Raw genomic sequence first — 25,833 nt, 5'->3', positions numbered from 1 at the left:
GGCGGTCGCCCTGCTCGCCGGGGTGGCCGTGGCCGCGGCGGCGGGGGCCGTGCGGACGGGGGAGCGGGAGACGTCGCCGCTGGTGGACCTGGCCGACCGCGGCGCGGTGGTGACGGTGAGGCTCGCCGTCGAGGACGACCCGCGGGCGCTGACCGGCGGAGCAGGCCCGGCCCGCGTGCTCGTGGCCGGCACGGTCACCGCGGTCACCGGGGCGCCGCCGCTGCGCCCGGCCCGCGTGCTGGTGTTCGGCACCGCCGAGGACTGGACCGGGGTCTTGCCCGGCACGGAGGTGCTCGTGCGGGTGGAGGTGGGCCCGGCCGAGGGCGGCGACGACGTCGTCGCCGTCCTCTCCGCGCGGGCGCCCCCGGAGCCGGCGGCCTCGGCCGGGACGGCGCAGCAGGTGGCCGGCGAGCTGCGTGGCGGGTTGGCCGCCGCGGCCGCCCGGGTGCTGCCCGCGGACGAGGCAGGCCTGCTGCCCGGCCTGGTGGTCGGGGACACCACGGGGATGCAGCCCGGGGTGACCAGCGACTTCCGCCGGGCCGGCCTCGGCCACCTCACCGCGGTGTCCGGGGCGAACGTGGCGATCGTGCTGGCACTGCTGCTGTGGCCGCTGCGGCGGCGGGCGGTCGACCGGCGCTGGCAGGCTGCGGTCGGGGTGCTCGGGCTGGTCGGGTTCGTGCTGCTGGCCCGGCCGAGCCCCAGCGTGCTGCGGGCCGCCGCGATGGGGGCGGTCACCCTGCTGGCCCTGGCCTCGGGGCGGTCCCGGGTCGCGGTGCCCGCGTTGGCGGCGGCGGTGTGCGTGCTGGTGCTCGTCGACCCCGGCCTGGCCCGCGACGGCGGGTTCGCCCTGTCGGTCGCGGCCACGGCCGGCATCGTGCTGCTGGCACCGGGGTGGTCCCGGGCCTGGCGGCGCCGGGGGATCCCGGCGCTGCTGGCCGACGCCCTCGCGGTCAGCGCGGCCGCCGGACTGGTCACCGCACCCCTGGTGGCCGGGATGTCCGGTCTGGTCAGCGCGGTGTCGTTGCCGGCCAACCTGCTGGCGGCCCCCGCCGTCGCCCCGGCCACCGTGCTCGGGCTGCTCGCCGTGCTGGCCGGTCCGGTCAGCCCCGCCGTCGCCGACCTGCTCGTGTGGCTGGCCGGGTGGCCCACCCGGTGGCTGGTCCTGGTCGCCGACCGGGCGGCCGCCGTGCCCGACGGGGCGACCGGGTGGCCGGCCGGTCCCCTCGGGGCCCTGCTGCTGCTCGGCCTGCTGGTCGCCGGCGGCGCCGTGCTGGTCCGCTGGCCGCGCACCCGGCCGCTGGCGCTGGCCGTCGTGGTCGGGGTCGTCGCCCTGGGTTGGCCCGCCCGCCAGCTGACCACCGGGTGGCCGGTGCCCGGCAGCGTGCTGGTGGCCTGCGACGTCGGCCAGGGCGACGCGCTGGTGCTGCCGACGGCGCCGGGGGAGGCCGTGCTGGTGGACGCCGGGCCGGACCCGGAGCTGGTCGACGACTGCCTGACCCGGCTGGGCGTCGACCGGTTGCCGTTGGTGCTGCTGTCCCACCTGGACGCCGACCACGTCGCCGGGCTGGCCGGCGCCCTGGCCGGGCGGGAGGTGGGGGAGGTCGCCACCGGGCTGCTGGCACCCACCGAGGACCGGATCGGCCCGGTCGCCCGGGAGGTCGCCGCCGCCGGGGCCGCGCTCACCCAGTTGGACGCCGGCACGGTGCGGACCGTGGGGACGGCGAGGATCGAGGTGCTCGCGCCGACGGGCGCCGACGCCCGCCCCGGCGCGGACGCCAACGCGCTGTCCATGGTGGCTCGGGTGGTCCAGCACGGGATCGCCGTGCTGCTGACCGGCGACCTCGGCGCGGACACCGAGGCCCGGCTGCTGGCGCGCGGGCTGGACCTGCGGGTCGACGTGCTCAAGGTGCCCCACCACGGCAGCGGGGACGCCGACCCGGACTTCCTGGCCGCGACCGGCGCCCGCGTCGCGGTGATCTCGGTGGGCGCCGACAACGACTACGGCCACCCGACCGGCCGGTTGCTCGACTGGCTGCCGGACGCCGGGATGGAGGTCCACCGCACCGACCTGGAGGGCGACCTGGCCGTGGTGGAGCAGGCCGGCGACTGGGGGACGGCCGCCCGCGGGGTGGACACCGTGCAGCGGGCCGTGGCCGGTCCCGCGGTGGTGCCCGGGTCCCTGCCCGGGCCCCCGCGCAGCCGACGGCGGTGTCGGACCTGCGTGACACGATGGGCCGGTGCCGCCGACCGCCGCTCCACCGCCTCCGCTGTCCCGGTTGCGCCTGGTCGTCGGCGAGGAGGAGCTGCTGCGGGCCCGCGCGGCGTCGGAGGTGCGGGCCGCGGTCCGCCGGATGGACCCCGACTCCGAGGAGCACGAGCTGGCGGCCCTCGGCCTGCCGGTCGGTCAGCTGGCCGACGTGCTCGCCCCCTCGCTGTTCGGCGGTCACCGGCTCGTCGTCGTGACCGGCGTGCACGAGGCGGCCGGCGCGCTGGTCGACTCCCTGCTCAGCTACGCGAAGGACCCTGACCCCGAGCTGACCCTGGTGCTGGTGCACAGCGGCGGCAAGCGCAACGAGGCGCTGCTCAAGGCGTTCCGGCAGGCCGGGGCGGCGGAGGACGAGTGCCCCAAGCTGGTCTCGGCCGGGGACCGGATGACCTTCGTGCGCAACGAGGTCCGGCGGGTCGGGGGCAAGATCACCCCCGATGCCGCCACCGCGCTGCTCGAGGCGGTCGGCAACGACCTGCGCTCCCTGTCGGCGGCGGCCAGCCAGCTGGTCTCGGACTTCGGCGGCTCGATCGACGCCGACGCGGTCGCGCGGTTCCACCGCGGCCAGGCCGAGGTCACCGGCTTCACCGTCGCCGAGCGGGTGCTCGTCGGGGACAACGCGGGCTCCATCGAGATGCTGCGGTGGGCACTGGACCGGGGCGTGCCGCACGTCCTGCTGGCCGACGCCATCGCCGACGGGGTGCGCACCGCCGCGCGGGTGGCCTCGCTGGGCACGACCAACATCGGTGACCTGGCCCGCCAGCTGAAGATGCCGCCGTGGAAGGTGAAGAAGGCCCAGGCGCAGTCCCGGGGCTGGACCATCCCGGCGCTGCAGCAGGCCATCGGGGTGGCCGCCGAGCTGAACGCCGACGTCAAGGGTGTCGCGGCCAGTGCGGACTACGCGCTGGAGCGGGCGGTGCGCCGGATCGTCGAGCTGCGGACCGCGGCCGGCGGTGGCCGGGGCGGCCGGTCGACGTCCCGCTACTGACCTGCGCCCTGCTGGTCCGTGCGGCCGGCCCGACCCCCGGGACGCGACGAACCCCCGTCCCCGGTGCGGGGAGGGGGGCTCGTCGAGCGGGCGCGGTGCCTCAGAGCGAGGCGGCCTGCTTGGCCAGCGAGGACTTGCGGTTCGCGGCCTGGTTCTTGTGGATGACGCCCTTGCTGGCGGCCTTGTCCAGCAGCTTGCTGGCGGCGCGGAGGGTGGTGTCGGCGGCGTCCTTGTCCCCGGCCGCGGCGGCGGCGTGGAAACGCCGGACCGAGGTCTTCAGGGCGGACTTGACAGCGACGTTGCGCTGACGCGCCTTCTCGTTGGTCTTGATCCGCTTGATCTGGGACTTGATGTTCGCCACGCGTGAGCCTCGGGTCTTCTCGGGGAAAGTCTGCTGTCACGTCCACGGCGCACAGGCGCAGCGTGGACCGGTTCGCCAGGTTACCAGCCCGTCCGACCGCTGCCCAGCGTGGCCGAGGCCACCCCACCGCGGGCCACCCGGCGGGGTCACCAGTGTCCGCCCGCCGCCCGCTGCTGCACCCAGGTCAGCGCCGCGTCGTGGAACCGGCGCTGGAAGCTTCGCAGGGTCGGCATGTGCGGCGGGGGCGGCCGGCGCATGGACACCCCCCACATGCCGGTGAGCCCGGCCAGCACGTCGGTGACGTCCCGGGGGTCGGCCGCCCGGACCGCGGGGAGGTCCCCGACGAGGGCCTGCGGGCGCCCTCCCGGCCCCGCTGCAGGGGCCCGGGGCGAGCTTGCGAGTCCTGGGGGGCAGCGGGGTCCTTCTGCCAGGCCCAGTCGAGCAGGACGGCGCCGCCGTATGGGGTGACCAGCAGGTTGTCCGCGCGCAGGTCGGTGTGCACGAGGGAGTCCCCGACGCAGCCGCCCCGGTCGAGCAGGCGGTCCGGCACGCCGACCAGCCGGTCCAGGTGCTCCCGCTCCCACCCGGTGAGGTCGGCCGGCGGTTCGTCGACCAGCAGGGCCCAGCGGGCCAGGTCGTCGCCGACCACGGCGGCGAAGGGCGGCAGGCCCGGGACCGGGCAGGGCGTGGCGGCAGCGGTGCAGGCCGCCACGTCGTCCAGCACCGCCCGGGCCGCCTCGACGGTCCACGGGGTGGCCGGCGCGGCCCCGGCGACCTCCTCGAGCAGCAGCGCCGTCCAGGCCGACCCGTCCGGGGCGACGTGGTCCACCTGGGCCACCAGCGCCGGGACCGGCAGCGACGCGGGCAGCAGGGCCGCCGTCCGGCCCTCCCGGCGGACCAGCTCGAGGGTGCCGGGGTCGATCGACGTCCCCACGGCCTTGACGAACACCCGGCGCCCGGAGGCGCAGGTGAGCACGGCGGCCGGGCCGGCCGAGAAGCCACCGGTGCGGGGCGACACCGACACGACCGGCGAACCGAGGGCGTCGTCCACGGCGGCCCGCAGACCGGCCGGGAGGTCGGCGTAGGGCAGACGGGGCGAACCGGGGGAGGACACCGGCAGAGCATCGCCGGACACGTCTCGGCAGGCGATCGCATTCTCCGTCGTCCCCGCGTGGGACGATGGGGGCACTGTGACTGCACCCGCCCGCACCGACCCGGCCCGCATCCGGAACTTCTGCATCATCGCCCACATCGACCACGGCAAGTCGACGTTGGCCGATCGGATGCTCGAGGTGACCGGCATCGTCGAGGGGCGCAACATGCGCGCCCAGTACCTCGACCGGATGGACATCGAGCGCGAGCGCGGGATCACCATCAAGAGCCAGAACGTCCGGCTGCCCTGGACGCCGCGCAGCGGTGAGCACGTGGGCACCGAGTACGTGCTGGACATGATCGACACCCCGGGCCACGTGGACTTCACCTACGAGGTGTCCCGCTCGCTGGCCGCCTGCGAGGGTGCGGTGCTGCTGGTCGACGCCGCGCAGGGCATCGAGGCGCAGACGCTGGCCAACCTGTACCTGGCCATCGAGAACGACCTGACGATCATCCCGGTGCTGAACAAGATCGACCTGCCGGCGGCGCAGCCGGAGAAGTTCGCCGCGGAGATCGCGCACATCATCGGCTGCGAGCCCGACGACGTGCTGCGGGTCAGCGGCAAGACCGGCGAGGGCGTGCCCGAGCTGCTGGACATGATCGTGGAGAAGATCCCGGCCCCGACCGGTGACGCCGACGGCCCGGCCCGGGCGCTGATCTTCGACTCGGTCTACGACATCTACCGCGGGGTCATCACCTACGTCCGCGTCGTCGACGGCCGGATCTCCGGCCGCGAGCGGATCAAGATGATGAGCAACAACGTCACCCACGAGCTGCTGGAGATCGGGGTCATCAGCCCCGAGCCCAAGCCGGTGGAGAGCCTCGGCGTCGGCGAGGTCGGCTACTTCATCACCGGGGTGAAGGACGTCCGGCAGTCCCGGGTCGGGGACACCGTCACCCTGCAGCACCACCCGGCCGCGGAGTCCCTCGGCGGCTACCGCGACCCCAACCCGATGGTCTACTCCGGCCTGTACCCGATCGACGGCAGCGAGTACCAGCTGCTGCGCGAGTCGCTGGACAAGCTGCTGCTCAACGACGCGGCGTTGGTCTACGAGCCCGAGACGTCGGCGGCGCTGGGCTTCGGCTTCCGGGTCGGCTTCCTGGGCCTGCTGCACCTGGAGATCGTCCGGGAGCGGCTCGAGCGCGAGAGCGGCCTGAGCCTGATCTCGACCGCGCCGAACGTGGTCTACCGCGTGGTGATGGAGGACGGCAGCGAGCACGTCGTCACCAACCCCAGCGACTGGCCGCACGGCAAGATGGACAAGATCTTCGAGCCGATCGTCAACGCCACGGTCATCGCCCCCAGCGACTACACCGGCACGATCATGGAGCTCTGCCAGGGCCGGCGCGGGTCGCTGTCGGGGATGGACTACCTCTCGGAGTCCCGGGTCGAGCTGCGCTACACGCTGCCGCTGGGCGAGATCATCTTCGACTTCTTCGACGCGCTGAAGTCCCGCACCCGCGGCTACGCGAGCCTGGACTACGCCGAGGCCGGCGAGCAGGAGGCCGACCTGGTGAAGGTGGACATCCTGCTGCAGGGCGAGGCCGTCGACGCGTTCTCCTCGATCGTGCACCGGGACAAGGCCTACGGCTACGGCGTGATGATGGCCGGCAAGCTGCGCGAGCTCATCCCGCGCCAGCAGTTCGAGGTGCCGATCCAGGCCGCCGTCGGCGCCCGGGTGATCGCCCGCGAGACCGTCCGCGCGATCCGCAAGGACGTGCTGGCCAAGTGCTACGGCGGTGACATCTCGCGCAAGCGCAAGCTGCTGGAGAAGCAGAAGGAGGGCAAGAAGCGGATGAAGATGGTCGGCCGCGTCGAGGTCCCCCAGGAGGCCTTCGTGGCCGCGCTCTCCAACGCCGAGCCCACCAAGAAGTGACCGGCCGGGTCGAGGCGGTCTGCGTCTCCGGCGACGACCTGCTGCCGCTGCCGGGCAAGCGGCCCGCGACGTCGGGGATCCGCAAGCGCCCGGTGCCGGGCCGGGTCGCCGTCCTCGCCGAGACGCTGGACGGCGACCGGCAGGTCAACCGCAAGCACCACGGCGGCGAGGGCCAGGCCGTCTACGCCTACGCGCAGGACGACGCCGACTGGTGGGCCGCCGAGCTCGACCGCGAGCTGCCGCCCGGGTCGTTCGGGGAGAACCTGCGGACGACGGGGCTCGACCTCACCGGCGCCGTGCTCGGCGAGCGGTGGGCGGTCGGCACCGCGCTGCTCGAGGTCACCGGCCCGCGCATCCCGTGCGCCAACTTCGCCCGATACTGGGACGTCCCCGACCTGGTCAAGCGGTTCACCGCGCACGGCGCGAGCGGGGCCTACCTGCGCGTGCTGCAGGCCGGCGAGCTCGGTGCCGGGGACGCCGTCGAGGTCGTGCACCGGCCCGACCACGGGGTCACGGCGGGCCTGTTCTTCCGCGCGCTGACCACCCAGCGGTCCAAGCTGGTCGAGATCGAGCCGGCGCTGGACGTCGTCCCGCACAAGGACCGCGAGAAGCTCGCCCGGCGCATCGCCGCGCTCGTCGGCTGAACCGTCGGGCCCCCGCGCTACTGTCCGCGCGGGCCTCACGGGGAGTCCCCGGGGAGGCGACATGAGACTGCGGACGACGGCGGCGCTGCTGCTGACCGCCCTGGTGCTGGCCGGCTGCGGCGGCGGGAGCTCCGACGAGTCCGCCGGCGACCTGCTCGCCCGGGCCAAGACCACCCTCGACGACGCCGCCAGCGTGCACTTCGTGCTGACCAGCGACGGCGCCCCGGCCGGGGGCAACGCCCTGCTCGGCGGCGAGGGCGACATCGCCCGGCCGGCGTCCTTCAGCGGCACGCTGCAGGTGCAGGCCTTCGGCAGCTCCATCGACGCGGAGGTCATCTCGGTCGACGGCACGGTGTACGCCCAGCTGCCGCTGACCACCGGCTACAGCGTGGTCGACCCGGCCACCCTCGGCGTCGGCGACCCCGGCGCGCTGATCGACCCGGACACCGGCATCAGCCAGCTGCTCACCGCCGCGCAGTCGCCCGAGCTCGGCGACGAGTCCCGGGTGGACGGCGAGGTCGTCCGGGAGGTCACCGGCACGCTGCCCGGGGACCTGGTCGCCGACCTGCTCACCAGCGAGGACCCGGCCCAGGACGTCACCGCGGTCTTCTCCGTCGCCACCGACTCCGGCGAGCTGCGCCAGGTGGAGCTGACCGGGCCGTTCTTCAGCGCCGACGACACCGGCAGCTACACGATCGTCCTGTCCGACTTCGGGGCCGATGTCTCCATCACCGCACCGCCCACCAGCTGAGGTCACCGCGCCGGGGCGGCTGACCGTCGTCCTGGCGACGCTGGCCGTCCTGGTCTCGGCGGCCGACACCTATGTCGTCGTCCTGGCGCTGCCCGACATCCTCGCCGGGGTCGGTGTGGGCCTGGACCAGCTGCAGGAGGCCACGCCGATCATCGGCGGGGTCCTGCTCGGCTACACCGCCACGCTGCCCCTGCTGGGCCGGTTGGCCGACCTCCGCGGGCGGCTGCCGGTCCTGGTCGGCTGCCTGCTGCTGTTCGCGCTGGGCTCGCTGCTGACCGCGACCGCGGTGGACCTGGGCCCGGCGGTGCTCGGTCGCGGGCTGCAGGGCATCGGCGCCGGCGGCCTCGTCCCGGCCACCCTGGCGCTGGTCGCCGACCGGTGGCCGCCCGAGCGGCGCGCCGTCCCGCTCGGGGTGGTGGGTGCGGTGCAGGAGGCCGGCGCGGTGCTCGGACCGCTGGCCGGTGCCGCGGTCCTGGCGGTCTCGGACTGGCGGGCCATCTTCTGGCTGAACCTGGCGCTGGGGGTGGGGCTGGCGGTCGCGCTGCGGGTCAGCGGCCCGCGGCGGGCCGGCCGGGACCTCGTCGGCGTGGGCTGCGCCGTGGTCGCGGCCGCGGCGCTGGGGCTGCAGCTGGCCGAGCCCGACGTCCTGGCCACCGACGTCACCTTCGGGCTGGCCTGGGTCCCGGTGGCCGGGCCGGCCTGGACGACGCCGCTGGTGCTGGTGGCGGTGCTGGCGACCGTCGGCGTGCTGATGCGGTCGGCGACCGCGGCGCACCCGCTGCTCCCGCTGCGCGGCCTGCCCGCGCTGGCCCGGGAGGTGGACCTGCTCGGCGCGGTGCTGGTGGTGGTCGCGCTGGGCAGCCTGGTGTGGGCCTTCGCCGCCGCCGACCCGGCCACCCAGGTGGTCGCGCACGGGCCGGTGCTGCTGCCGCTGGCCGCCGTCGCGGCCGCGGTCTTCGTCGTGCACGAGCGCCGGACCGCCGAGCCCCTGCTGCCGCTGCCCGAGCTGCGACCGGTCGGCGCGTGGGGTGCGCTGCTGGTCAACGTGCTGGTCGGGGTGGCGCTGGTCGCCGCCCTGGTCGACGTGCCGCTGTTCGCCCGGGCGACCACGGAGACCGACCAGCTGGGTGCTGCCCTGGTCCTGGTGGAGCTGCTGGTCGCGGTCCCGGTGGGCGCGGTCGCCGGTGGGTGGCTGTGCCGGCGGGTGGCGCCGCGGTGGGTCGCCGGGGTCGGCATGGCGCTGGCCGCGCTGGCCTTCGTCGCGATGACCCGCTGGGACGCCACCGCGCTGGACAGCTGGACGTCGACCGTCGCGCTGGTGGCGGCCGGTCTGGGGTTCGGTCTCGCGGTGGCGCCGGTGAACGTGGTGCTGCTGGCCGTGACGCCGTCCCGGGTGCACGGCAGCGCGAGCTCGCTGGTCGTGGTCGCCCGCACGATCGGCATGCTGGTCGGGCTCTCGCTGCTGACCGCGATCGCGCTGCGCCGGTTCACCGAGGTGGTGCGGGGCATCCCGAGCCCGTTGGTCAGCTGCCCGACCGCACCGGGCGACTGCGCCGTCTACGACCGGGCGGTCGACGCCGCGGTGCTCACCCAGCTGCACACCGTGTTCGCCGGTGCTGCGGGGGCCGCGGGGCTGGCCGCCGTGGCCGCCGTCCTCCTGCTCCGCGACCGGGTCCCCGCTTCCTCCGGACGTTGATCAGGGGGGTGCCGGGAAGTCCGTCCTCCTGCACCAGATCTGCGGCAGGAGGACGAACTCCCGCGCACCCCCCTGATCAACGCTGGGGGAGGGGACGGGTCAGACGGTGAAGACGATCTTTCCGTTGGTGCGGCCCTCGAGCATGCGCTCGAAGCCGTCGCGGGCGTCGGCCAGCGGCAGCTCCACGTCGATCTGCGGACGCAGTCCGGTGGTGGCGCACAGCTGCACCAGCTGCTGCAGCTCGGTGCGGGTGCCCATGGTCGAGCCCTCGACCCGCAGCTGGGTGAAGAACACCCGGTTGAGCTCGGCGGACGGGTCGAAGCCGGTGGTCGCGCCCGAGGTCACGATGACCCCGCCGGGCTTGAGCGACTTGACGCTGTGCGACCAGGTCGCCTTGCCGACGGTCTCCATGACGGCGTCCACCCGCTCGGGCAGTCGCGCGCCGGTCTCGAACGCCTGGTCGGCGCCCAGGGCGAGCGCGGCGGCCCGCTTCTCCTCGGACCGGCCGGTCACCCACATCCGGTAACCCGCGGCCCGGCCCAGGGCGGTGAGCGCGGTGGCGACGCCGCCGGAGGCGCCCTGCACCAGCACGGTCTGCCCCGGCTGGAGCCCGGCCTTGGTGAACAGCATCCGGTAGGCGGTCAGCCACGCGGTGGGCAGGCAGGCGGCCTCGGCGAAGGACAGCTCGGCCGGCTTGGGCAGCACGTTGGCCGCCGGCACCAGCACCTGCTCGGCCAGCGTGCCCTGGTGCAGCTCGGACAGCAGCGAGCGCTTGGGGTCCAGCGTCTCGTCGCCCGACCAGCCCGGCGTCCCGGTGATGACCGCGTGCACCAGGACCTCGTTGCCGTCGGGGTCGGTGCCGGCGGCGTCGCAGCCCAGGGTCATCGGCATCCGCTCGGCCGGCAGCCCGACGCCGCGCAGGCTGAACAGGTCGTGGTGGTTGAGCGAGGCCGCCTTGACGTCGACGACCACCCACCCGTCCCGGGCCTCCGGGGCGGGCCGTTCCCCGACCTCCAGCACGGACAGCGGGTCGTCGGTGGACGGGGAGGAGACGAAGGCAGCCAGCATGCCGGGGACGTTAACGCCGGCTCACCGCGAGCACTACCGGACGACGACGGCGAACTCCCCGGCGGCCACGAACTCGCCGACCACCGGGGCGCCGGGCACCTCGCCGGCCAGCAGCAGCCCGCCCGAGGTCTGCGCGTCGGCCAGCAGCAGCGCGTCGTCCTCGCTGGCCGCGGACAGGTCGGTGTGCGGCCGCACCCAGTCCAGGTTGCGCCGGGTGCCGCCGGAGACGTAGCCGTCGGCGACCGCCTGCCGCGCGCCCGCCAGGTACGGGACGTCGGCCGCGCTGACCACCGCGGTGACGCCGCTGGCCCGGGCCATCTTGTAGAGGTGGCCCAGCAGCCCGAAGCCGGTGACGTCGGTGCCGGCCCGGATGCCCGCGGCGACCGCGGCCACCGACGCCTCCGCGTTCAGCCGGGTCATCGAGTCGATGGCCTCGGGCGAGGGCTCGCCGGTGGCCTTCATCCGGTTGTTCAGCGTGCCCACGCCCAGCGGCTTGGTCAGCGAGATCGCGTCCCCGGCCACGGCGGCGTCGTTGCGGATCAGCCGATCCAGGTCGACCAGCCCGGTCACCGCCATGCCGTAGGTGGGCTCGGGGGAGTCGATGGAGTGCCCGCCGCCGACGTGGCAGCCGGCCGCGTGCGCGACCTCCAGCCCGCCGCGCAGCACCTCGGCCGCGAGCTCGGCGGGCAGCACGTCCCGCGGCCAGCCCAGCAGGTTCACCGCGACCACCGGGGTGCCGCCCATGGCGTAGACGTCGGACAGCGCGTTGGCCGCGGCGATCCGCCCGAAGTCGTAGGCGTCGTCCACGACCGGGGTGAAGAAGTCCGTCGTCAGCACCAGGCCCTGGCCACCGGGCAGGCGGACGACCGCGGCGTCGTCGCCGTCGTCCAGACCGACGACCAGCTCGGTGGCCGGGTCGCGCGGGCCGGTGTGCGTGAGCCCGGCGACGACGGCCTCCAGCTCACCCGGCGGGATCTTGCAGGCGCACCCGCCGCCGTGGGCGTAGGTGGTCAGGCGGACGGCGTCGGACCGGGCAGCAGTCACCGGTCCAGTCAACCGGAACCGGCCGGGTCCGGCAGGATCGGGAGGGCAGCGGACGGCGAGCGGGACGGGCGGCGAGGACGGCATGGCGAGCACCACCGGGCAGGCACCGACGACCACGGAGGTGCCCGGACCGGGCCGCCGGCGGCTGGTGCTGCTGGGCGGGTTGGCCGTCGTCCTGCTGGTCGGCGGGCTCTGGTGGGCCAAGTACGGCCCGTACAGCGGCAAGGTGCCCGCGGTGCTGGGCAGCCACGACCTCGGCGACTCCATCGTCACCGGCGGCGGCGAGGCGGCACCGGCGGTGTCCCTGGCGGCCGGCTGGGACTTCACGGTCGCCTACACGGCGGCGATCTGGAAGGCCCTGGTCGTCGGCCTGGTGCTGGCCGCCGCCGTCCAGGTGCTGCTGCCGGCGACCTGGCTGCGCCGGGTGCTGGGATCGTCGGACGCCGGCACGGCCCGCGGCGGCCTGCGCGGGGACTGGCCTCGGTGCCCACGCTGATGTGCTCGTGCTGCGCGGCCCCGCTGGCCGTCGGCCTGCGCCGGGCGAAGGCCAGCACCAGCGCCGTGCTCGCGTTCTGGCTGGGCAACCCGGCGCTGAACCCGGTGGTGCTGGTCTTCTGCCTGGCCGTGCTGCCCTGGCCGTGGGCGGTGCTGCGGTTCGGCGCCGGCCTGCTGGTCGTGGTGGCCGCGGTCGGCCTCGCCGGGTGGCTGGGCCGCCGCCGTGCGGTCGCGGAGACCGTGCCGGCCGACGTGCCCGAGCCCGAGCCGGACACCCGGCCGGTCCTGGTGCGGTTCGGCGCCGTGCTCGCTGGCCTCGCCGTGCGGTTGCTGCCGGAGTACCTGGCCGTGGTGTTCGTGCTCGGCACCTTCCGCGGGGTGCTCTTCCCGGCCGACGGCGGCAGCGGGTGGGCCGCCGTCGCGGTGCTGCTGCTCCTGCTGGTCGCCGGGCTGGCCCTGCCGGTGCCCACCGGCGGCGAGGTCGCCGTGGTCGCCGCCGCGCTGGCCGCGGGGCTGGGCGCACCGGCCGCGGCCGTGCTGCTGGTGACCCTGCCGGTGCTCAGCCTGCCCTCGCTGCTGATGGTCCGGCACGTCTTCCCCGCGCGGCTGCTGGCCGGCACGACCGGGGTGGTCGCCGTGGTGGCGCTGGCCGGTGCCGGGGCCGCCGCCGTGCTGACCGGGTGAGCCGCCCGTAGGCTCTGCGACGGAGGCGTCAGGGTGTCTGGTGACCCCCGCGGCCTCTAAAGCCGACGTGGCCCGGCAACCGGGTCAGGCGGGTTCGATTCCCGTCCGCCTCCGCCATCCCCCGCCGATGAGTTCCTGCTCGGCGCCGGGTCTCCCCGGGCGTGGACGAACCCCGGGGCAAGGTCGTGGTCAACAGGTCGATGTCGCTGGACGGCTTCGTCGCCGGACCCGGCGACGACATGAGCTGGGTCCACGGGTACTTCCGCGACGACCCGTTCCCCGAGGTGGCCGCCGCGACCGGGGCGATGCTGGTCGGCCGGCGCACGCACGACGTCGCCCGCGCGATGTCCCCCGAGGACACCGCCTACGACGGCGGGCCCGTGTTCGTGCTGACCCACCGCGTGCCCGACGACCCGCAGGCCGGGGTCACCTACCTCACCGACGACCTGCCCGACGCCCTGCAGACCGTGCGCGCCGCCGCCGGCGGGAAGGACGTCGAGGTGCTCGGCGCCGACCTCGCGGCCCAGTGCCTGCGGCAGGGACTGGTCGACGAGGTGCTGGTCTACCTGCTCCCGGTGCTGCTCGGGGACGGCGTGCGCTTCTCGCCCCCGGGTGCCGCCCGCGTCGAGCTGGAGCCCTTCCACGTCTCGCAGGAGGGCCCGGTCACCCTGCTCCGGTTCCGCGTGCGCAGGTAGGTCGCCACCGGCCCTCCTACGCTCGGGGGCGATGACGACCGACCCCCGACGCCTCGTGCCGCGCACCGACGTCCTCCTGGCCGACCCGCGGGTCGCCGCCGGCGCGCAGCGGCTGGGCCGCGACCTGGTGAAGACCGTGGTGCAGGACGTCCAGCGGTCGGTGCGGTCCGGTGACGTGCCGCCCGAGGACGCCGCCGACGCCGTGGTGGCCGCGCTGCCGGTGAGCGCCTCCTCGCTGCGCCGGGTGCTGAACGCGACCGGGGTGCTGGTGCACACCAACCTCGGCCGGGCGCCCTGGTCGCCGGCCGCGGTCGACGCCGTGGTCGCGGCCAGCGGCACCACCGACGTCGAGCTGGACCTGGCCACCGGTCGGCGCGGCCCCCGCGGGGAGGGCGCGATCGAGGCGCTGCTGGCCGCCGTCCCGGCCGCCGAGGCGGCGATCGTGGTGAACAACTGCGCGGCGGCGCTCGCGCTGGTCGCCACCTGCCTGGGCGGCGAGCTGGTGGTCGCCCGCGGTGAGCTCGTCGAGATCGGGGACGGCTTCCGGATCCCGGACCTGCTGGTGTCCACCGGCGCCCGCCTGCGCGAGGTGGGGACGACGAACCGGGTCGCCCTGGCCGACTACACCGACGCGATCGGCCCGGACACCGGGGCCGTGCTGAAGATCCACCCGTCGAACTTCGTGGTGCGCGGGTTCACCCGGTCCGTCGAGGTCGCCGAGCTGGCCGCCGCGGTCGACGTCCCGGTGGTGGCCGACATCGGCTCCGGCCTGCTCGCCCCGCACCCTGCGCTGCCGGACGAGCCCGACCTGCAGTCCACCCTCGCCGCCGGGGCCGACCTGGTGCTGTGCAGCGGGGACAAGCTGCTCGGCGGCCCGCAGGCCGGCCTCGTGCTGGGATCCGCCGCTCTCGTCCAGCGGCTGCGCCGGCACCCGCTCTACCGCGCGCTCCGGGTCGACAAGACGACCCTGGCCGCGCTGGAGGCCACCCTGCGGGGTCCGCAGCCGCCGGTGCAGCGCATGCTCGCCGCGTCGGTCGAGGAGCTGCGGTCCCGCGCGGGCGCCGTCGTCGCCGCGCTCGGCGGCGATGCGCACGTGGTGGACTCCGGGGCCCGGGTCGGCGGCGGGGGAGCGCCGGAGTTCGAGCTGCCCAGCGCCGCGGTGTCCCTGCCGGCACGGCTGGCCGAGCCGCTGCGGCACGGCACGCCCCCGGTGGTCGGGTACGTCGCCGACGGCCGCACGCTGCTGGACCTGCGCAGCCTGGACCCGGCCGACGACGACGCGCTGGTCCAGGCGGTCCGCGCGTGCAGGTGATCGCCACCGCGGGGCACGTCGACCACGGCAAGTCCTCGCTGGTGACCGCCCTGACCGGGATGCAGCCCGACCGGCTGGAGGAGGAGCGCCGCCGCGGGCTCACGATCGACCTGGGGTTCGCCTGGACGACGCTGCCCGGCGGCCGGGTGGTGGCCGTGGTCGACGTCCCCGGGCACGAGAAGTTCGTCGGCACCATGCTCGCCGGCGTCGGCTCGGTGCCCGCCGCGCTGGTCGTGGTCGCAGCCGACGACGGCTGGTCCGCGCAGACCGCCGAGCACGTCGCGGTGCTGGACGCCCTCGGCGTCCGGGACGCGCTGCTGGTGGTCACCAAGTCCGACCTGGCCGACCCCGGGCCGGTGCTCGCCGACGTCACCGAGCGGCTGGCCGAGACCTCGATGGGCGTCGTCCCGGGCGTGGCCGCCAGCTCCCGGACCGGGGACGGCGTGCCCGCGGTCGCCGCAGCGCTCGAGGAGCTGCTGGCCGGGCTGCCCGCCCCGGACACCGCGGCGCCGGTCCGGCTGTGGGTGGACCGGGCCTTCACCATCCGCGGTGCCGGCACCGTGGTCACCGGGACGCTGGCCGCGGGCATCGTGCGCACCGGCGACCGGTTCACCCTGGCCGGCCGGGAGGTCGTCGTCCGCGGCCTGCACTCCCTGGGCGAGCCGGTGGAGCAGGCGGCCGCGACGGCCCGGGTGGCGCTCAACCTGCGCGGCACGGCGGTGGAGGACCTGTCCCGGGGGGACGCGCTGCTCACCCCGGGCGCCTTCCGCAGCACCGCCGAGCTCGACGTCGTCCTGGTGCACCCGGTCGAGGGCAGGCTGCCGGCCGAGCTGGTCGTGCACGTCGGCTCGGCCACGGTGGCCGCCCGGGTCCGGCCGTTGGACGACGCCGCGCTGCGCCTGCGGCTGGCGCACCCGTTGCCGGTGCGGGTCGGCGACCGGCTCATCCTGCGCGACCCGGGGGCCCGGCGGGTGCACGGCGCCGACGTCCGCGACGTCGATCCCCCGCAGCTGCGTCGCCGGGGTGCGGCCCGGGCGCGCGCCGCCGACCTGGACGCCGGGTGGGACGCCGCCGCCGACCTCGCCCGGCGCCGCTTGGTGCTGCTCGAGGAGTTCGCGGCCATGGGGTGGCCGGTCCCGACCGGCGCGACGACGGTCGGCCGCTGGCTGCTGGCACCGGGTCTCGCCGACGAGCTGTCGGCGCGCGTGCCCGCCGTCGTCGCCCGGTACCGGCAGCTGCGGCCGCTGGAGTCGGGCCCGCCGGTCGCCGTGCTGCGCAGCGCGCTGGAGCTGCCCGACGCCGAGCTGGTCGCCGGGCTGGTGCGCGCCCCGCTGACGCTGCGCGACGGCCGGGTGGTGGCCGCCGACAGCGGTCTGCCCGAGCCGGTGCAGCGGGCGGTCACCGGGGTGCTGGCCGCGCTGGCCGCGGACCCGTTCGCCGCGCCGGACACCGAGGCGCTGGCCGCCGCCGGCCTGGGTCCGCGCGAGCTCGCCGCCGCCGTCCGGGACGGTCAGCTGGTCAAGATCGCCGAGGGCGTGGTGCTGGCCCCCGGCGTCGAGGACCGGGCCCGGCGGGCGCTGGCCGGGCTGCCGCAGCCGTTCACGCTGAGCCAGGCGCGGCAGGCCTGGCGCACCTCGCGGCGGGTCGCCGTCCCGCTGGCCGAGTGGCTGGACGCCCGCGGGGTCACCGTCGCGCTGCCCGACCGGACCCGGCGGATGCGGTGAGGGCCGTCGTCCGGACGGCGGTGGACGGCGAGGCGGCCGCGCTGGACGACGCCCTCGGCGCACCGCCCGGGGTCTACGCCGGGCTGCTGGGGATGCAGGCCGAGGGAGCGTGCGTGCTGCTGGTCGCCGAGGTCGGTGGCCGGCCGGTGGGCGCCGGGGTGCTGCGCTGGGCACCCCGGGACGCGGCCGTCCGGGAGCGGTTCGGCGCGCTGCCCGAGATCAGCAACCTGCAGGTGCACCCCGACGAGCAGGGCCGGGGCCACGGCACCGCGCTGGTGGCCGCCGCCTGCGCCCGGGCCGCGGCCGCCGGGCAGGCGAGCGTCGGCATCGGCGTGGACGAGGACAACCCGGACGCCGCCCGGCTGTACCTGCGGCTCGGGTTCGCCGACACCGGGCTGCGCTACGTGGACTCCTACACCTGGGTGGACCACGACGGCGTCCAGCACGACGAGCAGGAGGCCGTGCGGTACCTGGTGCGCACGCCGGGCTGAGTCAGCCGCCCGGGCCGACGACCGTGGTGCGCCAGGCCTCGGCCGCCTCGCCCTCGCGGGCGGGCGGGCCGGAGGCGTCGGCGGTCTCCACCGCGTCCTCCGGCCGCACCGGGTCGGGCAGCTCGCGGAACCGGGCGTGCGGGTCCTCGGTCATGCCGCGATCGTCCCGCGGGGATCAGTCCTGCGGAACCCACGAGGCCGGGCGCTTCTCGCGGAACGCGGCGATGCCCTCCTGGCCCTCCGCGGAGGCGAAGAACCAGGCCGACAGCCCGAGCAGCTCGCCGAACTGGTCGGCCAGCGAACCGGTCGGCGTGGAGCGCAGCAGCCGCTTGGTCTCGGCCAGCGCAGCCGGGGCACCGGCGGCCAGCGCCCGCACCTGGGCGGCCACGGCGGCGTCCACCTCGTCGTCGGCCACGGCGAGGTCGACCAGCCCGGTCTGCGCGGCGGTCGCCGCGTCGAAGACCTCGCCGGTGAGCATCAGCCGGTGCACCGCGTGCGGCAGCATCCGCGGTCGGCAGACCGCCGAGATGATCGCCGGCACGACCCCGATCCGGACCTCGGCGAAGCCGAAGGTGGCCGAGGCGCCCGCGACCACGACGTCGCAGGCCGCCAGCAGCCCGACCCCGCCGGCCCGGGCAGGTCCGCGGACGGCGGCCAGCACCGGCTTGGGGGAGTGCCAGATCGTCTCCAGCAGCTCGGGGAACTCGTTGACGCCCTGGTCCTCGGCGGCGCCCCCGGCGGCCTCGGAGAGATCCATGCCGGAGCAGAACACCCGGCCGGTGTGGTCCAGCACGACCACCCGGACGGCGTCGTCGGCCAGCGCGTCGGCCAGCGCCTGCTTCAGCTGGGACCGCATCGCCCGGGAGAGCGCGTTGCGGTTGGCGGGGGAGTCCAGGGTCAGGGTGGCGACGCCGCGGGACGCCTCGACGTGCAGCACTGTGTCGGTCACGCGACCCATCCTGCCGGGCCGGGGGACACTGGGTGCAGCGATGACCACCACCCTGCCGATCCTCGGCCAGACACCCGCCCTCCCGGCCGACCCGTCGATGCTCGACGACGCAGCACGGGCCACGGTGCCGGGCACCCCGTTCGGGCTCTACGTGCACGTGCCGTTCTGCGCGACCCGCTGCGGCTACTGCGACTTCAACACCTACACCTCCGACGAGCTGGGCCCCGGGGCGAACCGCAGCGAGTACGCCGGGACCGCGATCGCCGAGCTGGAGCTGGCCGCCCGGGTGCTGGGGCCGGAGCTGCCGACCATCAGCACGGTCTTCGTCGGCGGCGGGACGCCGACCCTGCTGCCGGCGGACGACCTGGTCGCCGTCCTCGACCGGGCCCGGCAGCTCTTCCCGGTCGCCGACGACGTCGAGGTGACCACCGAGGCCAACCCGGAGTCGGTGACGCCGGCGTCGCTGGCCACGCTGCGCGCCGGCGGGTTCACCCGGATCAGCCTGGGCATGCAGTCCGCCGCCCCGCACGTGCTCGCCGTCCTGGACCGCCGGCACACGCCTGGCCGGGCCGCCGAGGCCGCCCGGGAGGCGCGGGCGGCCGGCTTCGACCACGTCAACCTGGACCTGATCTACGGCGCGCCGGGGGAGTCCGACGCGGACTGGGACCTGTCGCTGCAGGCCGTGCTGGACGCCCCCGTCGACCACGTCAGCGCCTACGCGCTGATCGTCGAGCAGGGCACGAAGCTCGCCCGCCGGGTGGCCCGCGGCGAGCTGCCGATGCCCGACGACGACGTCCTCGCTGACCGCTACGAGCAGGCCGACCGGGTGCTGCGCGGGGCCGGCCTGGAGTGGTACGAGGTGTCCAACTGGGCCGCCGACCGGGCTGCCCGGTGCCGGCACAACGAGCTGTACTGGGCCAACGCGCACTGGTGGGGGATCGGCCCCGGCGCGCACAGCCACGTCGGCGGGCTGCGCTGGTGGAACGTCAAGCACCCGGCCGCCTACGCCACCCGGCTGGCCGCCGGCGAGCACCCGGCCGCCGACAGCGAGCGGCTCACCCCGGCCGACGTCGCGCTGGAGACGGTGATGCTCGGCCTGCGGCTGCGGGACGGGCTGCCCCTGACCGCGCTGTCCGACGCCGGCCGGGCCCGTGCCGCCGGCGCCGTCGTCCGCGGTCTGCTGGAGCCCGGTCCGCACGACGAGGGACGCGCGGTCCTGGCCGACCGCGGGCGCCTGCTCGCCGACGGCCTGGTCCGCGAGCTCACCGACTGAGGAGCCGCACCAGGGGGACGGCACCTGGACGCGGTGTGGTCCGCAGGACCACGATGCACATCGTGCGCCACCGCTACGACGTGCTCACCCGGATCACCGCCATGGACCCGGTCCGCGACCACCTGGAGATCCACCGGCTGACCGCGACGGTCGAGTTCCCGTGGGACATGAACCAGGCGCTGAGCTTCGCCCTGTTCCGCACCTACGCCGTCCCGAGCATCGGCGGGCTGCTGGCCCGGACCGGGGAGTTCACCGAGCGGGTGCAGAAGCGCTACGACGACACCGCGCTGATCCTGGACGCCGTCCTGGAGCACGGTCCGGACTCGACGCCGGGCAAGGCCGCCATCCGCCGGATGAACGCCATGCACCGCGCCTACGACATCAGCGACGACGACATGCGGTACGTGCTGTGCACCTTCGTCGTCACCCCGATCCGCTGGATGGCCGCCTACGCCTGGCGGCCGATGAGCGGGGTCGAGCAGATCGCGTCTGCCGAGTACTACAAGGCGCTGGGCCGGCGGATGGGCATCCGCGACATCCCGGACACCTGGCAGGAGTTCGCCCGGGTGCACGACGCCTACGAGGCCGAGCACTTCGCCCACAGCGAGGGCGGCCGGGCCGTCGCCGACGCCACCCTCGCGCTGCTGGGCACCTTCCCGCCGCACGACCGGCTGCCGGCGCCGGTCGTCCGGCAGACGTCGTTCGCCCTGATGGACGACGCCCTGCTGGCCGCCTTCCGCTACCCACAGCCGAACCCGGTGCTGGCCGCTGCCACCCGGGCCGGCCTGCGGGCGCGGGGGATCGCGCTGCGGTTCGCCCGCCCGCGCCGCGACCCGTTCCACGCCCGCCAGCTGCCGACCATCCGCAGCTACCCCGACGGCTACGACCTCGGCGCGCTGGGCACCTTCCCGACCGGCTGCCCGGTGCCGCACGCCGGGCGGGTGACCGGCGGCTGAGGCGGCTCGTCGCACGCAGGGGGTCACCGGACAGTCATCGGGTTACCGCACGACGCGACCCGATGACTGCGGGGTGACCCGCTGCGGGACGGGTCAGCCGCGCAGGGCCTCGAGGATCCCCTCGCCGTAGCGCTCCAGCTTGGCCGCGCCCACGCCGCTGATCGTGCCCAGCGCGGCGACGTCGGCCGGGGACTCGGTGGCGATCTGGCGCAGCGTCGCGTCGTGGAACACCACGTAGGCCGGCACGCCCTGCTCCTTGGCCGTCGCCGCCCGCCACGCCCGCAGCCGCTCGAACGCCGGTGCCGCCTCCGGCGCCAGGTCGACGGCGGCCTTGGTGCTGCGGCTGGACCGGGACCGGGCCGAGCGCTCGGCCTCCCGGCGCATGGGCACCGACTGCTCGCGGCGCAGCACCGGACCGCTGGCCTCGTTGAGCGCCAGCGTCCCGTACTCGCCCTGCACCGCCAGCAGGCCCTGCGCCAGCAGCTGCCGGACGACGCCGCGCCACTGCTGCTCGCTGAGGTCGGTGCCGATGCCGAAGGTGCTGAGCTGGTCGTGGCCGTGCTGGGTGACCTTCTCGGTGCGCTTGCCGAGCAGGATGTCGATGGACTGGCCGGCCCCGAAGGACTGGCCGCGCTCGCGCTGCAGCCGGAGCACGGTGGACAGCAGCATCTGCGCCGGGATGGTGCCGTCCCAGGTCTCCGGCGGGGTCAGGCAGGTGTCGCAGTTGCCGCAGGCCTCGCTCTCCTGGCCGAAGTGCGCCAGCAGCCGCACCCGCCGGCAGTCGACGGTCTCGCAGAGGGCGAGCATCGCGTCGAGCTGGCCGGTGAGCACCCGGCGGTGCGCGGCGTCGCCGTCGGAGCCGTCGATCATCTTGCGCTGCTGCACCACGTCAGCCAGGCCGTAGGCCAGCCAGGCGGTGGAGGGGAGTCCGTCGCGGCCGGCCCGGCCGGTCTCCTGGTAGTAGCCCTCGACGGACTTGGGCAGGTCGAGGTGGGCGACGAACCGGACGTCGGGCTTGTCGATGCCCATGCCGAACGCGATCGTCGCCACCATCACCAGGCCGTCCTCGCGGAGGAACCGGGACTGGTTGGCTGCGCGGGTCCGCTGGTCCATCCCCGCGTGGTACGGCAGCGCCGGGATGCCGTTCTTCACCAGGAACGCCGCGGTGGTGTCCACCGAGGCGCGGGACAGGCAGTAGACGATGCCGGCGTCGCCGGGGTGCTCGGTGCGCAGCAGGTCCAGCAGCTGCTTGCGCGGCTCGTCCTTGGGCGCGATCCGGTACTGGATGTTGGGCCGGTCGAAGCCGGCGACGACGTGCAGGGCGTCGTCCAGCTGCAGCCGGGTGCTGATCTCGGCGTGCGTGCGCGGGGTGGCAGTCGCGGTCAGCGCGATCCGGGGGACGTCGGGCCACTTCTCGTGCAGCATCGACAGCGCGAGGTAGTCGGGCCGGAAGTCGTGGCCCCACTGGGCGACGCAGTGCGCCTCGTCGATGGCGAACAGCGCGATGGTGCCGCGCTCCAGCAGCCGGGCGGTGGGGGAGTTGCCGCCGCCCAGGGACTCCGGCGCGACGTAGACCAGGTCCAGCTCGCCGGCGAGGTAGGCCTGCTCGACCAGCCGGCGCTCGTCGCGGTCCTGGCTGGAGTTCAGGAAGCCAGCCCGGACGCCGAGGGCGGTCAGCGCGTCGACCTGGTCCTGCAGGAGCGCGATCAGCGGGGAGACGACGACGCCCACGCCTTCGCGCAGCAGAGCCGGCACCTGGTAGCACAGCGACTTGCCGCCGCCGGTGGGCATGAGCACCAGGGCGTCGCCACCGGCGACGACGTGGTCGACCACCTGCTTCTGCGGGCCGCGGAAGGCGTCGTAGCCGAAGACCCGGCCGAGCACCTCGAGCGCGGGGTCGGTCAGCTCGTCGGTCGGTGCCAGGGTCACGCCCCGAGGGTAGGGCGACCGGTCTGACATCCGTCAGCTGCTCCTGCCGACGTCTCGCACTCCCGCCGGGACCCCCTCGCCGACCAGGGTGGACGCATGCCCGAGACCCCCGCCCTCGACGTCCGCGGACTGACCGTCCGCTACGGCGGCACGACCGCCGTCCACGACCTGACGCTCACCATCGCCCGCGGCGAGACGGTGGCGCTGCTGGGTCCCAACGGCGCCGGCAAGTCCTCCACCGTCAACGCCGCGCTGGGCCTCTTCCGGCCCACCGCCGGGACCGTGGAGCTGCTGGGCCGCGAGCCGCTGGCCGCCGTCCGGTCCGGCGGGGTCGGCGCGATGCTGCAGCACGGCGGGCTGCCCAGCGAGTCCCGGGTGGGCGAGGTGCTGCGGCTGGTCGCCGGCCGCTACGCCGACCCGTGGCCGATGGCCGACCTGGTCACCACCACGGGGATCGAGGGGCTGCTGGACCGGCGCACCGAGCAGCTGTCCGGCGGTCAGCGCCAGCGGGTGCTGCTGGCGCTGGCGCTGGCCGGCGCGCCGCCGCTGCTGGTCCTGGACGAGCCGACGAGCGCGATGGACGTCGAGGGCCGGCACGCCTTCTGGGCGACGATGCGCAGCCTCGCCGACCGGGGCCACACCGTCGTCTTCGCCACGCACCACCTGGCCGAGGCCGACGCGGTCGCCGACCGGGTCGTGGTCGTCGACGGCGGCCGGGTGGTCGCCGACGGCACCGCGGCCCAGGTGAAGTCCGGCATCGCCGGGCGCACCGTCCGCTTCACCTGCACCGACCGCACCGGGCTGGCCGACCTGCCCGGGGTCACCGCCGTCGGCGGCAGCGGGGAGCTCGTGGAGCTCGCCACCACCGACGCCGAGGCCACCCTGCGCGCCCTGCTCGCCGGCCGCGACCGGCTGCCCGACCTGGAAGTCCGCGGCGCGAGCTTGGAGCAGGCCTTCCTCACCCTCACCGGAGGCACCCGATGACCGCCCTGTTCGTCTTCCAGCTCCGCCGGGTGCTGCGCTCCTGGCAGTACCTGTTCTTCACCGTCCTGCTGCCCGCGCTGTTCACCGTCTTCTTCACCAAGATCTTCGGCGGGCAGGCGGCCAGCCCGGGGGAGTACCAGGAGTACGCGCAGGACTACATGGTCTCGATGATGTGCTACGGCGGGCTGGGGGCGGCGCTGGGCGCCACCATCCGGCTGTCGTTCGACCGGGCGTCGGGCTGGTTGCGCCAGCTGCGGGTGCTCCCGCTCCCCGGGCGCACGGTGGTCGCCGTGGACGTCGCGGTCGGCATGGTGCTCGTGCTGCCCAGCCTGGTCGTCGTCGCGTTGGTCGGCCGCTTCGTCAACGACGTCCAGCTGGGCATCGGCACCTGGGCGACGCTGCTCGGCGTCCTGTGGCTGGGGTCGGCGGCGTTCGTGGCGCTGGGCATGCTGCTGGGCCTGGCGCTGGAGGAGAAGGCCGCCGGCGCCGCCATCGGCATCCTCTCGGTGGTGCTCGCGGCCCTGGGCGGGCTGTGGATCCCGGTCTGGATCTTCCCCGACGGGCTGCAGGTGGTGGCCCGGGCGATGCCGTCCTACTGGTACGGCGAGCTCGGCCGCGACGTGGTCACCGGCGGGAGCCCGGCGATGGCCGCGGTCGTGCTGGTCGGCTTCGCCGCGCTGTTCGCGGTGGCCGCGGTCGGGGTGGGCGCGCGGCGCCCGCTGCACGCGGTCGCCGGCTGAGCGGGACACTGACCCCCGTGGAGCCCGTCCCCGTCACGCGACCGCCCCTGTGGCGACGGCTGGCCTGGTCCGCGCCGTGGCTGGTGTTCCAGGTCTTCCCGGTGCTGGACCTGGTGCTCACGCCCCGCCCGCTCGCGGCCCGGCTGGTCATCGCGGCCGCGCTCGTCGTGTTCACGGTGGCCTACCTCGGCGTGCTGGGCCGGTTCGCCGAGGCCCGCGGCGTGCGGCCGGACTTCGTGGTGGTCGTCGTCCTGGCCCTGGTGCTCTCGGCGGCGCTGGGCACCAGCTACGCCGGGTTGTGGATCTACGTGTCGGCCGCGGCGGCCGCCACCCTGTCCGAGAAGCTGGTCTGGCCGGTGGCCGGTGCGGCCACGCTGGCCTGCCTGGTCGTCGTCCTCTCCTGGCAGGACTGGACGTCGCTGTTCCTGCCCGTGCTGTGCCCGCTGACCGCGGCGACGCTGTGGGGCACCCGGCACCTGATCACCGTCAACGCCGAGCTGCGGGAGGCCCGCGAGGAGCTGGCCCGCAACGCCGTCGCCGAGGAGCGGCTGCGCTTCGCCCGGGACCTGCACGACCTGCTGGGCCACTCGCTGTCGCTCATCGCGCTCAAGAGCGAGCTGGCCCGCCGGCTCGCCCCGGTCGACGTGGAGCGGGCGGGGGCGGAGATGGCCGACGTCGAGGCCGCTGCCCGCCGCGCCCTGGCCGAGGTCCGGGAGGCGGTCAGCGGGTACCGGCAGGTCAGCTGCGGCCAGGCGGTGGCCGAGGCCCGGGCCGCGCTGTCCGGCGCCGGCATCGCCTTCCGCGGCCCCGACCGGCTGCCCGTCCTCCCCGGTCCGGTGGACGCCGCGCTGGGCTGGGTGGTCCGCGAGGCGACCACGAACGTGCTGCGGCACAGCCACGCCCGCACGGTGACGGTCACGCTCACCGAGGACGGCGTCTGCGCCGCGCTCACCGTCGTGGACGACGGCCGCGGACCGGCCGAGGACACCGCGCCCGGCTCCGGGCTGACCGGGCTGCGCGAGCGGGTGACCGCCGTCGACGGGTCCCTCACCGGGGGTGCGGCCCCCGGCGGCGGCTACCGGCTGCACGCCGAGGTCCCGCTGGTGCCGGCCGCGGCGGTGGTCGCGTGATCCGGGTGCTGCTCGCCGAGGACCAGCAGCTGGTCCGGGGCGCGCTGCGGGCGCTGCTCGAGCTGGAGGAGGACATCACCGTCGTGGCCGAGGTGGGCCGCGGCGACGAGGTGCTGGCCGCCGCCCGGGAGCACGTGCCGGACGTCGCGCTGATGGACATCGAGATGCCGGGCCAGGACGGGATCGAGGCCGCCCGCGACCTGGCGGCCGAGCTGCCGACCGTGAAGGCCGTCATCCTCACCACGTTCGGCCGGCCGGGGTTCCTGCGCCGGGCGATGGAGGTCGGCGCGGCCGGGTTCCTGGTCAAGGACTCACCGGTCGCCGAGCTGGCCGCCGCGATCCGGTCGGTGATGGCGGGGGAGCGGGTCATCGACCGGGACCTCGCCGCCGCTGCCCTCGCCCTGGGCGCGACCCCGCTCTCGGCCCGGGAGGCCGACGTGCTGCGGGCCGCTGCCGACGGCGCCACCGTGGCCGACATCGCCGGGCGGCTGTTCCTCTCCGAGGGCACGGTGCGCAACTACCTGTCCAACGCCATCGGCAAGACCGGCGCCCGCACCCGCGTCGAGGCCGCCCGGGTCGCCGCCGACAAGGGCTGGCTCTAGCTGTACTCACCCGCGGCGTGGA

24 protein-coding genes, 1 tRNA gene and 1 pseudogene are annotated in these 25,833 nt (G+C 75.7%); 19 read left to right on the top strand and 7 right to left on the bottom strand.

The window, feature by feature from the left end:
- Positions 1–505 precede the first annotated feature (505 nt).
- Together LFA75_RS24045 and holA are read left to right on the top strand one after the other, a co-directional pair.
- A pseudogene (locus tag LFA75_RS24045) lies at positions 506–1,831 on the top strand (ComEC/Rec2 family competence protein); the annotation flags it as partial.
- A gap of 406 nt (positions 1,832–2,237) precedes the next feature.
- Complete coding sequence (holA, locus tag LFA75_RS03245; protein ID WP_404820926.1) at positions 2,238–3,254, top strand: DNA polymerase III subunit delta; 1,017 nt, start codon at positions 2,238–2,240, stop codon at positions 3,252–3,254.
- Positions 3,255–3,354: 100 nt separating this feature from the next.
- Here holA and rpsT read toward each other — a convergent pair whose 3' ends face one another.
- Both rpsT and LFA75_RS03235 read right to left on the bottom strand, forming a co-directional pair.
- Positions 3,355–3,615: a 30S ribosomal protein S20 gene (rpsT, locus tag LFA75_RS03240; protein ID WP_225232328.1), complete on the bottom strand. Its 261-nt coding sequence runs from the start codon at positions 3,613–3,615 to the stop codon at positions 3,355–3,357.
- 184 nt (positions 3,616–3,799) lie between these two features.
- A complete protein-coding gene (locus LFA75_RS03235; protein WP_225232327.1) occupies positions 3,800–4,729 on the bottom strand; it encodes a phosphotransferase in 930 nt (309 codons plus the stop codon).
- Between the two features lie 76 nt (positions 4,730–4,805).
- Here LFA75_RS03235 and lepA point away from each other — a divergent pair, with 76 nt between their 5' ends.
- The 4 genes from lepA to LFA75_RS03215 all read left to right on the top strand — a co-directional run bounded on the left by lepA (position 4,806) and on the right by LFA75_RS03215 (position 9,735).
- A complete protein-coding gene (gene lepA, locus LFA75_RS03230) occupies positions 4,806–6,644 on the top strand; it encodes a translation elongation factor 4 (protein WP_225232326.1) in 1,839 nt (612 codons plus the stop codon).
- Positions 6,641–7,288: an MOSC domain-containing protein gene (locus LFA75_RS03225; RefSeq protein ID WP_225232325.1), complete on the top strand. Its 648-nt coding sequence runs from the start codon at positions 6,641–6,643 to the stop codon at positions 7,286–7,288. Before lepA ends, LFA75_RS03225 begins: the two co-directional genes overlap by 4 nt.
- Positions 7,289–7,349: 61 nt before the next feature.
- The gene (locus LFA75_RS03220) at positions 7,350–8,039 is read left to right on the top strand and encodes an LppX_LprAFG lipoprotein (RefSeq protein ID WP_225232324.1); all 690 of its coding nucleotides are present in this window, start codon (positions 7,350–7,352) and stop codon (positions 8,037–8,039) included.
- Positions 8,008–9,735 (top strand): MFS transporter, encoded by a 1,728-nt coding sequence (locus tag LFA75_RS03215; RefSeq protein WP_225232323.1) that lies wholly within the window; start codon positions 8,008–8,010, stop codon positions 9,733–9,735. Before LFA75_RS03220 ends, LFA75_RS03215 begins: the two co-directional genes overlap by 32 nt.
- A gap of 99 nt (positions 9,736–9,834) precedes the next feature.
- Here LFA75_RS03215 and LFA75_RS03210 read toward each other — a convergent pair whose 3' ends face one another.
- Positions 9,835–10,803, bottom strand: a complete 969-nt coding sequence (locus tag LFA75_RS03210; protein ID WP_225232322.1) for a zinc-binding dehydrogenase — start codon at positions 10,801–10,803, stop codon at positions 9,835–9,837.
- Positions 10,804–10,836: 33 nt separating this feature from the next.
- A complete protein-coding gene (selD, locus tag LFA75_RS03205) occupies positions 10,837–11,847 on the bottom strand; it encodes a selenide, water dikinase SelD (protein WP_225232321.1) in 1,011 nt (336 codons plus the stop codon).
- 82 nt (positions 11,848–11,929) lie between these two features.
- Between selD and LFA75_RS03200 the strand changes: the two genes are divergently transcribed.
- The 7 genes from LFA75_RS03200 to LFA75_RS03170 all read left to right on the top strand — a co-directional run bounded on the left by LFA75_RS03200 (position 11,930) and on the right by LFA75_RS03170 (position 17,248).
- Positions 11,930–12,343 carry a hypothetical protein gene (locus tag LFA75_RS03200; protein ID WP_225232320.1) on the top strand — a complete coding sequence of 138 codons (414 nt, stop codon included), beginning with the start codon at positions 11,930–11,932 and terminating at the stop codon, positions 12,341–12,343.
- Positions 12,331–13,026: a hypothetical protein gene (locus LFA75_RS03195; protein ID WP_225232319.1), complete on the top strand. Its 696-nt coding sequence runs from the start codon at positions 12,331–12,333 to the stop codon at positions 13,024–13,026. The genes LFA75_RS03200 and LFA75_RS03195 overlap by 13 nt, the downstream gene beginning before the upstream one ends.
- A gap of 21 nt (positions 13,027–13,047) precedes the next feature.
- A tRNA-OTHER gene (locus LFA75_RS03190) sits at positions 13,048–13,143 on the top strand.
- A 44-nt stretch (positions 13,144–13,187) separates the two neighbouring features.
- Positions 13,188–13,721: a dihydrofolate reductase family protein gene (locus LFA75_RS03185; RefSeq protein ID WP_225232318.1), complete on the top strand. Its 534-nt coding sequence runs from the start codon at positions 13,188–13,190 to the stop codon at positions 13,719–13,721.
- A gap of 31 nt (positions 13,722–13,752) precedes the next feature.
- Positions 13,753–15,033, top strand: coding sequence for an L-seryl-tRNA(Sec) selenium transferase (gene selA, locus LFA75_RS03180; protein ID WP_225232317.1), 1,281 nt, complete (start codon positions 13,753–13,755; stop codon positions 15,031–15,033).
- A complete protein-coding gene (selB, locus tag LFA75_RS03175) occupies positions 15,024–16,757 on the top strand; it encodes a selenocysteine-specific translation elongation factor (protein WP_225232316.1) in 1,734 nt (577 codons plus the stop codon). The genes selA and selB overlap by 10 nt, the downstream gene beginning before the upstream one ends.
- A complete protein-coding gene (locus tag LFA75_RS03170; protein WP_225232315.1) occupies positions 16,754–17,248 on the top strand; it encodes a GNAT family N-acetyltransferase in 495 nt (164 codons plus the stop codon). The genes selB and LFA75_RS03170 overlap by 4 nt, the downstream gene beginning before the upstream one ends.
- A 1-nt stretch (position 17,249) precedes the next feature.
- Here LFA75_RS03170 and LFA75_RS03165 read toward each other — a convergent pair whose 3' ends face one another.
- Together LFA75_RS03165 and LFA75_RS03160 are read right to left on the bottom strand one after the other, a co-directional pair.
- Positions 17,250–17,402 (bottom strand): hypothetical protein, encoded by a 153-nt coding sequence (locus tag LFA75_RS03165; protein ID WP_225232314.1) that lies wholly within the window; start codon positions 17,400–17,402, stop codon positions 17,250–17,252.
- A 21-nt stretch (positions 17,403–17,423) separates the two neighbouring features.
- On the bottom strand, positions 17,424–18,197 hold the full coding sequence (locus LFA75_RS03160) for an enoyl-CoA hydratase-related protein (RefSeq protein ID WP_225232313.1): 774 nt from the start codon (positions 18,195–18,197) through the stop codon (positions 17,424–17,426).
- 40 nt (positions 18,198–18,237) lie between these two features.
- Between LFA75_RS03160 and hemW the strand changes: the two genes are divergently transcribed.
- On the top strand, positions 18,238–19,470 hold the full coding sequence (gene hemW / locus LFA75_RS03155; protein ID WP_225232312.1) for a radical SAM family heme chaperone HemW: 1,233 nt from the start codon (positions 18,238–18,240) through the stop codon (positions 19,468–19,470).
- Positions 19,471–19,532: 62 nt separating this feature from the next.
- A complete protein-coding gene (locus LFA75_RS03150; RefSeq protein WP_225232311.1) occupies positions 19,533–20,426 on the top strand; it encodes an oxygenase MpaB family protein in 894 nt (297 codons plus the stop codon).
- 93 nt (positions 20,427–20,519) lie between these two features.
- On the opposite strand, the gene recQ is transcribed toward LFA75_RS03150, so the two are convergent.
- Positions 20,520–22,355 carry a DNA helicase RecQ gene (gene recQ, locus LFA75_RS03145; RefSeq protein WP_225232310.1) on the bottom strand — a complete coding sequence of 612 codons (1,836 nt, stop codon included), beginning with the start codon at positions 22,353–22,355 and terminating at the stop codon, positions 20,520–20,522.
- A 96-nt stretch (positions 22,356–22,451) separates the two neighbouring features.
- Here recQ and LFA75_RS03140 point away from each other — a divergent pair, with 96 nt between their 5' ends.
- Genes LFA75_RS03140 through LFA75_RS03125 form a run of 4 tightly spaced genes read left to right on the top strand, consistent with a single transcriptional unit; the run spans position 22,452 to position 25,811 of the window.
- Positions 22,452–23,339, top strand: a complete 888-nt coding sequence (locus tag LFA75_RS03140) for an ATP-binding cassette domain-containing protein (protein WP_225232309.1) — start codon at positions 22,452–22,454, stop codon at positions 23,337–23,339.
- Positions 23,336–24,079: an ABC transporter permease gene (locus LFA75_RS03135; protein ID WP_225232308.1), complete on the top strand. Its 744-nt coding sequence runs from the start codon at positions 23,336–23,338 to the stop codon at positions 24,077–24,079. Before LFA75_RS03140 ends, LFA75_RS03135 begins: the two co-directional genes overlap by 4 nt.
- A 17-nt stretch (positions 24,080–24,096) precedes the next feature.
- Positions 24,097–25,209: a sensor histidine kinase gene (locus LFA75_RS03130; protein WP_225232307.1), complete on the top strand. Its 1,113-nt coding sequence runs from the start codon at positions 24,097–24,099 to the stop codon at positions 25,207–25,209.
- On the top strand, positions 25,206–25,811 hold the full coding sequence (locus LFA75_RS03125) for a response regulator transcription factor (RefSeq protein ID WP_225232306.1): 606 nt from the start codon (positions 25,206–25,208) through the stop codon (positions 25,809–25,811). The genes LFA75_RS03130 and LFA75_RS03125 overlap by 4 nt, the downstream gene beginning before the upstream one ends.
- The last annotated feature ends 22 nt before the right edge of the window (positions 25,812–25,833 follow it).

The sequence above is a fragment of the Klenkia terrae genome (genome assembly GCF_900491935.1).
In the GTDB taxonomy this organism is placed as follows: domain Bacteria; phylum Actinomycetota; class Actinomycetes; order Mycobacteriales; family Geodermatophilaceae; genus Klenkia; species Klenkia terrae.
This window is presented reverse-complemented; position numbering and strand designations above follow the sequence as displayed.

Coding starts and splice junctions, on each gene's coding strand:
- hemW (WP_225232312.1), top strand. CDS start 18,238: ATGACCACCACCCTGCCGATCCTCGGCCAGACACCCGCCCTCCCGGCC.
- LFA75_RS03135 (WP_225232308.1), top strand. CDS start 23,336: ATGACCGCCCTGTTCGTCTTCCAGCTCCGCCGGGTGCTGCGCTCCTGG.
- LFA75_RS03210 (WP_225232322.1), bottom strand. CDS start 10,803: ATGCTGGCTGCCTTCGTCTCCTCCCCGTCCACCGACGACCCGCTGTCC.
- LFA75_RS03200 (WP_225232320.1), top strand. CDS start 11,930: ATGGCGAGCACCACCGGGCAGGCACCGACGACCACGGAGGTGCCCGGA.
- LFA75_RS03165 (WP_225232314.1), bottom strand. CDS start 17,402: ATGACCGAGGACCCGCACGCCCGGTTCCGCGAGCTGCCCGACCCGGTG.
- LFA75_RS03215 (WP_225232323.1), top strand. CDS start 8,008: ATGTCTCCATCACCGCACCGCCCACCAGCTGAGGTCACCGCGCCGGGG.
- LFA75_RS03220 (WP_225232324.1), top strand. CDS start 7,350: ATGAGACTGCGGACGACGGCGGCGCTGCTGCTGACCGCCCTGGTGCTG.
- selA (WP_225232317.1), top strand. CDS start 13,753: ATGACGACCGACCCCCGACGCCTCGTGCCGCGCACCGACGTCCTCCTG.
- LFA75_RS03140 (WP_225232309.1), top strand. CDS start 22,452: ATGCCCGAGACCCCCGCCCTCGACGTCCGCGGACTGACCGTCCGCTAC.